Here is a 7,903-nt window from a genome sequence, read left to right as displayed (position 1 = left end):
TAGCGCGAAAGAGGCGTGATTCTATGCAGCTCGCGCAGGATGCGCAAGGGGGTCGACGCACTTTTTTTGATCCCCGCGATTTCATCGCAGCGAGACCGCCGAGTAGCACGACAGCGCTTATGGCGCGCAGAACGGACTAGAATGTGAGGTTCTTCGCCTCTTTCTATACGTATTTAATATGCGCCAGCGAATCGCCAAACGTCTTCCCCCCGATGCCGACAAGCTCGTCGGCCTGTCGCTTGCGCTCTTCGCTTCGGGCAGCCGCATCGAAGATCGCTTCTGGGAAGCGAAGCTCGATGCCCTGCTTGCCAAGATCGTTCGCAACGGCAACCAGACCACGCTCGACGCAGCGCTCGACCATCTGCAACAGAATCATCCCGACGCGTACGGTGCGCTCGCCGACATGGCAGAAACGCACAGCGAGTCGATGGTGATCGAGCACGACGGCCAACCGTACGACGCACTGCTCGTCGCGGTGCCCGTGCTCGCCTGGACGCGCTATGTGATTCCGTCGGGTCCGCTCAAGAGCGACATCGCCGACGCGCTGCGTGCGCACCTGCAGGCTCACGTGCTCGCCAACGGTACGCTGGTCGGGCTCGCGCCGTTCATGTACAGCATCGATCAACTGCCGCGGCACCACGTCGAAACCTACCGGCTCGCGCAGCAGCTCGCGCATGCAGCCCTCGGCCAGCATGCGGCCAAGCTCAATTTCGGCGACCTGCCGGAAACGTCCCCGATCCTGGCCGACCCGCGCTTCCTGCTCGCGGTCGTCGCCGCGCCCGCCGGCGCACCGCTGTTCCGCTGGCAGGAAGAAGAGCACGGCAACCGCATCGAGCGCGGCCAGTGTCTCGAGCAATGGACGGCCCAGGGCGGCCCGAACCTGTCGCTCGCACTGCCCGGCTGCGAGTTCGAGTGCCTGCTTCCGGACGCGTACTATTCGGCATGCCGCGATGCGGACGAACGCATACGTCCTCACACGGTCCGTACCGCGATTCGTTATCTTTTCGACACACTTGGTGCAGCGCCGCAGGAACTGCGCGCGGTCGTCGCCGGCTTCGGCGACCGACGCATCGACGAATATCGCGTGGGCTTCACGCGGCGCGGCAGCAACGACGTGATCTATGGCGTCGTCTGGCCGCTGTACGGCCGCGAGAACGGCGATGTGTCGATCGACAGCGCGACGCTCGAGGGCGAAGCGCCGATCGACGGCCCGCTCGAGGAAATCGTGAGCCTGCTGAAGGAATGCGGCGTCACGGACATCCGCCGGCACGCCGGGCGTTTCGAGCCGGAATACTGCGACGATTGCGGCGTGCCGCTCTATGCCGATCCGCTCGGCGAAATCGTCCATGCCGAGATGCCGGAAGACGCGTCGCCTGCGCAGCCGCATTTCCACTGATCGCCGGCACGGGCCGCCACGACCCGCAACGAGCCATCGCGTAAGCCGCTTCCGCCCCGTGCGGAAGCGGCTTTTTTCTTGTCTGCCTCCTTTGCCGCCAAATTTCGAACTTCTCCTAAGCCATTCAGCCAAGCAGACAACGTGTAAGGTATTTGTCATGATCGGCGCTCGACATACTTGCCGACAGATCAACGACACATTCGTAAGGAGGCTGAATATGCGGTTCCTGGTGGTCAATTCGGATGCCGAGCGGCGTGACGGGCTCAAGGCCCTGTTGCGGCAGATCGACCGTCACGCGCGTATCAACGACGCGCCCGACGGTTTCCAGGCGCGTCGCCTGCTGCGCACGCAGCGCTTCGATCTCGTCGCGATCGACTGGCTGGACGTCGGAAAGGTCAGCGAACTCCAGGCGCTGTGCACGGCCTGTTCGCCGACGCCCGTCGCGATGCTGATCGGCGACACGACCCCGGAAGCGGTTCAGAACTTCTTCGACTATGGCGTCGCGGGCGTGATTCCGCATGCCACGCGTCCGCATCTGCTGGTTCGCGCGCTCGAGATGGTGCTGCTCGGCGGTCACTATATTCCGCCGATCGCCCTGCGGCTGCTGCCTTCCGCGGCCGTCACCCGTCACGATGCGCGTTTCCAGACGCTCGCGAACGCATTGCCGCGCCGCTCGCCGGCCGGTCTGCTGTCGCCGCGACAAGCGCAGATCATGCGCTTCGTCCACATGGGCAGCACGAACAAGATGATCGCGCGCACGCTCGGCATCAGCGAAGGCACCGTGAAGATCCATCTCGCGAGCATCTTCCAGCAGCTCGGCGCCGCGAACCGCGCCGCCGCGGTCGCCATCTACAACGGCTGGCTGTCGCCGCATCTCGAGGTGCTGCTTGCGGACCGCGATCGCGCGCGCAAGCCCGTACTCGGCGAACGCGGCCCGGTCCCGCTGCGCGCACAACGGAACACGCGCCCGTATCCGCTGCCGAGCGCGACCGTCGACGATCCGGAACTGCCGCTCGCCGCCGAGGCGCTGCCCCGTTTCCGGCGCAGTCACTAGACGAACAGTCTCGATATTGCGACGGTCGACGTGTGCGGATTCCCACCTTTGATGCTCAACGAGTAATATGGACGCATGGGTTTTCTTTTCACACCGCTTCCGCTCTGGGTTGGCATCGGTGGCTGGATCGCCGCCGCGGCGCTGCTCGCGCTCGCGTTCTGGAAGCGCCCGTTCGTCCGCCTGCACGATGCGACGCTGCAGCACGTCTGGCTCGCACTCGTGACGGCCATCACCGTTCTCTGGGCGTCCAACGCATGGCTGGAGGACGGTGTCGTCATGCATCTGCTCGGCGCGACGCTGCTCGTCACGCTGTTCGACTGGACGCTCGCGCTGGTCGCGATGGGCGCCGTCACGGCGATCGCCGCGATTATCTTCGATGCATCGTGGCAAGGGGTCGGCCTGACCTACCTCGTCTACGGCGCGCTGCCCGTCGCGGTATCGGCATTGCTGCAGCGCGCGGCAATCGCATGGCTGCCGCACAATCTGCTGTCGTTCATCGCGGGCCAGGGTTTCGTGTCGCCGGCCGTCGCGATCGTTGCAGCTGCGGCCGCGGCGGCCGGCGTGCAGCTCGCGCTTGCCAACGGCGCGCCTGTCGTAATTCCGGGCGGCTACCTGTTCAACACGGTACTGCTCGCGCTCGGCGAAGCGTGGTTCACCGGCATGACGACCGCGCTAATCGCCGTCTATCGTCCCGCGTGGGTCACCACGTTCGACGTCCGCCGTTATCGTCTGGGTGGCCCGCGCGCTTGAACGTGCTGCGCCCCCGCGCGGCGCCGGCGCGTACCGCTTGCGCAGCGCAGGCGAGTCGGCCGTCTACTGCCGCGCTACTTTTTTACGCTAAGATTGAACTCCTGTTCTTCATCGGGCCTCTATACCTGCCCGATGCCTCATTCGCTCCTCACCAATAACCAGATGGACAGCTCAACTGCCTCGCTCCGGATCGTCCGGACGCTCGGCAAGCTGGCGGCCTGTGTCGCGGGCTTGTCGCTTGCACTTCCGGCACCGGTCTTCGCCGACCTTCTCGACCAGCGTTCCGAGCTGATCAATAAATTCGTCAACGAAATGCACGCCGATCCGCTCGTCGCCGACTGCGCCGCGCACGGCAGCTTCATCGCGAGCACGTCGACTGCCTTCGACCGCGTCGAGTTTGCGCCGAATGCATTCGAAAACGGCAACGCGACGATCACGCCGTGGAACGATTCGTTCGATCAAGGCAAGCAGCGCGTGAAGGTCGACAACATCGTCACCGTCGACGGGCTCGGCATTCGGACGAACGGCGGCGATCCCGAACCGCTGAAGTTTCGCTGCGGCTATGTCGGTCAGCAGATGCTCGCGTTCAGCTGGAACGATCCCGTTCCGCCGCTCAAGCCGCGCGTCGAGCGCCCGGCACCGTCGACGAAGAAATTCAAGGGCAAATCGCACAAGGGCAAGGTGAAGGCCAAGGCGACCGGGCGTCCCGCGAAAAAGGCCGTCACGAAAAAATCGACCGCGACGAAAAAACCCGTCAAGAAAAAGACCGCGAAGAAGTCCTGACGCGACGCAGCGGCAACGTCAGAAGCGAAAAAGCCGGCGCATCGTTCGATGCGGCCGGCTTTTTCGTTACCGACAATGCGTTTACGCGAACGTCTCGATCTGCTTGAGGATCGCCGCCAGCATCGCCGCGCCAAGCGCCGCGCTACGTTCGCCGTTCCAGCCGACGCGCTCGTCCGGCAGATTCGCGTTGTCCTTGAACGGCATCTCGAGCGTCAGCGACAGACAGCCGAACCGGTGTCCGACGTACTTCGACGCGAGCTTCAGCGCGTCCTCCTTGTACTTGCTAGCCGCATAGCCGTGCTCGGTCTGGAAGTCGGGGCTCGCGACCTTGAACGCTTCGATGAAGGCGTCCTGCTCCTTGCGCTGCTGCTCGGTAAAGCTCGGCAGCATCTCCGAGCCGGCGACGAACACGTACGGCAGATCCTCGTCGCCGTGGATGTCGAAAAACATGTCGCAGCCAATCGCATGAATCGCATCGCGCACCGCGAGCACCTCGGGGCTGCGCTCGGCATCGGGCGCCATCCATTCGCGATTCAGGTTCGCGCCGGCCGCATTGGTGCGCAGATTGCCGTGCACGCTGCCGTCGGGATTCATGTTCGGCACGATATGAAAGATCGCGCGATCGTAGAGCTTGCGCGCAACCGGATCGCCGGCCCAGTCGCCCCATCCGGCCAGCCGCTTCACGAGCCCTTCGACGAACCATTCGGCCATCGTCTCGCCCGGATGCTGCCGCGCGATGATCCACACCTTCTTCTTCGGCGCGCCATCGGTTTCCGGCGTACCGAGCGTCAGCAGCGACATCGGACGGCCTTCCACCGTACGGCCGAGTTCGACGACGCTCGCCTGCGGCAACTGCTGGACCGCACCGAGAAACGCGGCGTGGCGCTCTTCCGAATACGGTTCGAAGTACGCGTAATAGATGCTGTCGAATTCGGGCGTATGGTCGATCGTCATCGTGCGGCCGTCGAACGTCGTCGGCACGCGGAACCAGTCGACGCGATCGTAGCTCGCGACCGCGCGGTAGTCGCGCCAACCCGACGGATACGCACACTGCGCGGCGTTCTCGAACGTCATCACGCAGCGCTCGCCGCGCGCGCCCGTCAGGCGGAAATAGAACCACTGCGCGAATTCCGAGCGATTGTCGCCGCGCACGCGCAGCCGGATCGCGTCCGCGCTGTCGCAGGACACGACGTCGATTGCGCCCGCGTCGAAGTTGCTGGTGATCGAAAGAGCCATCCGTTTCTCCTTGAGCGGCCGTCACGCGCGGTGTGCCGCGCGCCGCGCCTCATGCATGCGCCGGCCGTCTCGTGAACGGCCGGCAGGGTCACTCGCCGACACGCCGGCGATATACGTAAGTCGAGTCGTTCGACGCGGCCGCGTCGAATGCATAGCCTTCCATCGCGAATGCCTGCAGCGCCTTCGGCTCGGCGATGCGGTTCTCGACGACATAACGCGCCATCAGCCCGCGCGCGCGCTTCGCGTGGAAGCTGATGATCTTGTAGCGGCCGCCCTTCCAGTCCTCGAAGACCGGCGTAATGACCGGCGCGGCCAGCAGCTTCGGCTTGACCGACTTGAAGTATTCGGTCGACGCGCAGTTGATCAGCACGCGCGATGCGCCGCGGCGCGTCTCGAGCTGCTCGTTCAGCGCGCGCGTGATGCGGTCGCCCCAGAACGCGTACAGATCCTTGCCGCGCGTATTCGCGAAGCGCGTGCCCATCTCGAGCCGGTACGGCTGCAGCAGGTCCAGCGGACGCAGCAGGCCATACAAGCCCGACAGCACGCGCACGTGTTGCTGCGCATAGTCGAGATCGGCGGCCGACAGCGATTTCGCGTCGAATCCTTCGTACACGTCGCCGTTGAACGCCAGCACGGCCTGCTTCGAATTGGCGGGCGTGAAGATCGGCGACCAGTCCGCGTAGCGCTGGTAGTTCAGCCGCGCGAGCGGATCGGAGATGTCCATCAGCGTCGCGATGTCCTGCGGCGACAGCTTGCGCAGGCCCGCGATCAGTTCCGACGCGTCGTCGACGAATGCAGGCTGCGTGTAAGACTGCACGTGGGCGGGCGTCTCGTAGTCGAGGGATTTGGCGGGAGAGAGAACGATTATCATAGAGGCTCGCTGGCACGCCGTGCCGTGCGGTCAGACGAAAACCACCGATTGTAACGAATGCCCAGCTCCCTCGCCCCGCCCGCCGCCCGCCGCGTCGTGCTCGACTCGAACGTGTGGATCGACATCCTCGTGTTCGACGATCCGGCCACGCGGCCGATTCTCGCCGCGCTGGAATGCGGCACGCTCGCGGCCGTCATCGACGGCCGGTGCCTGACGGAGCTCGAGCATGTGCTCGACTATCCGCAGTTTCGCGCGCGCGCGATCGACAAGGCGGCCGCGCTCGCGACGGTCGCGCGCCTCGCGCACGTCGTCGAGCCGGCGCCGGCCGACGCAGACGCGCCGCCGCTGCCGAAATGCAAGGACCGCGACGATCAGAAATTTCTCGAGCTCGCCCGCGCCGCGCAGGCCGAGTGGCTCGTGTCGAAAGACCGTGCGCTACTGAAGCTCGCGAAGCGCACGGCGCGCGATTTCGGCTTCCGCATCGCGCAACCCGCACCGTTTACCGAGGCCTGCGCGCTCGCCGCCGCAACGGCCGCCACTGTCACGCCGGCCTGACGCTGCCGGCATCACCACTTCGACCGTACCGATGAACGCTCCTTCCGACATGCCAACGTCCCCCGTTTTCCCGTCGCGCCTGCCGAACGTCGGCACGACGATCTTCACGGTCATGAGCGCGCTCGCCGCCGAAAAAGGCGCGGTGAATCTCGGGCAGGGCTTTCCGGATTTCGACTGCGACCCGCGCATCGTCGACGCGGTCGCGGCCGCGATGCGCAGGGGCCACAACCAGTACCCGCCGATGGCGGGCGTCGCGCCGCTGCGCGAAGCGATCGCGGACAAGATCGCGCAGCTCTACGGCCGCCGCTACGATGCCAGCACCGAAATCACCGTGACGGCCGGCGCGACGCAGGCGCTGCTGACGGCCATCCTGTGCGCCGTGCATCCGGGCGACGAAGTGATCGTCGTCGAGCCGACCTACGACAGCTATCTGCCGTCGATCGAACTCGCCGGCGGCAAGCCCGTCTTCGTCACGCTCGAAGCGCCGGACTACGCGATTCCGTTCGACCGTCTCGCGGCCGCGATCACGCCGAACACGCGGATGATCCTGATCAACACGCCGCACAACCCGACCGGCACCGTGTGGCGCGAAGCGGACATGCGCAAGCTCGAGGACATCGTGCGCGGCACCAACGTGCTGATCCTGTCGGACGAGGTGTACGAGCACATGGTCTACGACGGCGAGCGTCACGAAAGCGTCGCGCGCTATCCGGAGCTCGCCGCACGCAGCTTCATCGTGTCGAGCTTCGGCAAGACGTATCACGTGACGGGCTGGAAGGTCGGTTACGTCGCGGCACCGGCCGCGCTGACTGCCGAGTTCCGCAAGGTCCATCAGTTCAACGTGTTTACGGTCAATACGCCGATGCAGATCGGCCTCGCCGACTATCTGCGCGATCCGGCGCCGTACCTGACGCTCGCGGGCTTCTATCAGAACAAGCGCGACTTTTTCCGCGCGGGCCTCGAACACACGCGCTTCAAGCTGCTGCCGTGCTCGGGCACGTACTTCCAGTGCGTCGACTATTCAGCGATCAGCGACCTGCCGGAAGCGGAATTCTCGAAGTGGCTGACGTCGGAAATCGGCGTGGCCGCGATTCCGGTGTCGGCGTTCTATCACGAGCCGCACGAGTCGGGCGTCGTGCGCTTCTGCTTCGCGAAGCAGGAGAGCACGCTCGCGACCGCGCTCGAGCGGCTCGCGCGGCTGTAACGCGCTGGCCGGGCGCGGCGCTGGCCGGCGCACGACGCCGGCCGATGCTGCGCT

Annotated in this window: 8 protein-coding genes; 6 read left to right on the top strand and 2 right to left on the bottom strand. The window is 65.4% G+C overall.

The window, feature by feature from the left end:
- Positions 1–178: 178 nt before the first annotated feature.
- From HMPREF3115_RS09275 to HMPREF3115_RS09260, 4 genes are all read left to right on the top strand, one after another.
- Positions 179–1,396: a DUF2863 family protein gene (locus tag HMPREF3115_RS09275; RefSeq protein ID WP_006398828.1), complete on the top strand. Its 1,218-nt coding sequence runs from the start codon at positions 179–181 to the stop codon at positions 1,394–1,396.
- A gap of 217 nt (positions 1,397–1,613) precedes the next feature.
- Positions 1,614–2,450 carry a LuxR C-terminal-related transcriptional regulator gene (locus tag HMPREF3115_RS09270; protein WP_006398827.1) on the top strand — a complete coding sequence of 279 codons (837 nt, stop codon included), beginning with the start codon at positions 1,614–1,616 and terminating at the stop codon, positions 2,448–2,450.
- A gap of 75 nt (positions 2,451–2,525) precedes the next feature.
- Positions 2,526–3,200 carry an energy-coupling factor ABC transporter permease gene (locus tag HMPREF3115_RS09265; RefSeq protein ID WP_006405544.1) on the top strand — a complete coding sequence of 225 codons (675 nt, stop codon included), beginning with the start codon at positions 2,526–2,528 and terminating at the stop codon, positions 3,198–3,200.
- Positions 3,201–3,332: 132 nt separating this feature from the next.
- On the top strand, positions 3,333–3,983 hold the full coding sequence (locus HMPREF3115_RS09260; RefSeq protein WP_081000555.1) for a BspC domain-containing protein: 651 nt from the start codon (positions 3,333–3,335) through the stop codon (positions 3,981–3,983).
- Positions 3,984–4,064: 81 nt separating this feature from the next.
- On the opposite strand, the gene HMPREF3115_RS09255 is transcribed toward HMPREF3115_RS09260, so the two are convergent.
- Both HMPREF3115_RS09255 and yaaA read right to left on the bottom strand, forming a co-directional pair.
- The gene (locus HMPREF3115_RS09255) at positions 4,065–5,219 is read right to left on the bottom strand and encodes a M14 family metallopeptidase (protein ID WP_006405547.1); all 1,155 of its coding nucleotides are present in this window, start codon (positions 5,217–5,219) and stop codon (positions 4,065–4,067) included.
- Positions 5,220–5,307: 88 nt separating this feature from the next.
- Positions 5,308–6,090, bottom strand: a complete 783-nt coding sequence (gene yaaA / locus HMPREF3115_RS09250; protein WP_006410116.1) for a peroxide stress protein YaaA — start codon at positions 6,088–6,090, stop codon at positions 5,308–5,310.
- A 57-nt stretch (positions 6,091–6,147) separates the two neighbouring features.
- Between yaaA and HMPREF3115_RS09245 the strand changes: the two genes are divergently transcribed.
- Both HMPREF3115_RS09245 and HMPREF3115_RS09240 read left to right on the top strand, forming a co-directional pair.
- Positions 6,148–6,645 (top strand): putative toxin-antitoxin system toxin component, PIN family, encoded by a 498-nt coding sequence (locus HMPREF3115_RS09245; protein WP_006398822.1) that lies wholly within the window; start codon positions 6,148–6,150, stop codon positions 6,643–6,645.
- 31 nt (positions 6,646–6,676) lie between these two features.
- Positions 6,677–7,849: a pyridoxal phosphate-dependent aminotransferase gene (locus HMPREF3115_RS09240; RefSeq protein WP_070554201.1), complete on the top strand. Its 1,173-nt coding sequence runs from the start codon at positions 6,677–6,679 to the stop codon at positions 7,847–7,849.
- Positions 7,850–7,903 lie beyond the last annotated feature (54 nt).

It is taken from the genome of Burkholderia sp. HMSC10F09 (assembly GCF_001806955.1).
Lineage (GTDB): Bacteria > Pseudomonadota > Gammaproteobacteria > Burkholderiales > Burkholderiaceae > Burkholderia > Burkholderia multivorans.
The sequence above is the reverse complement of the archived record's forward strand: the minus strand, read 5'-3'. Positions and strand labels throughout refer to the sequence as shown.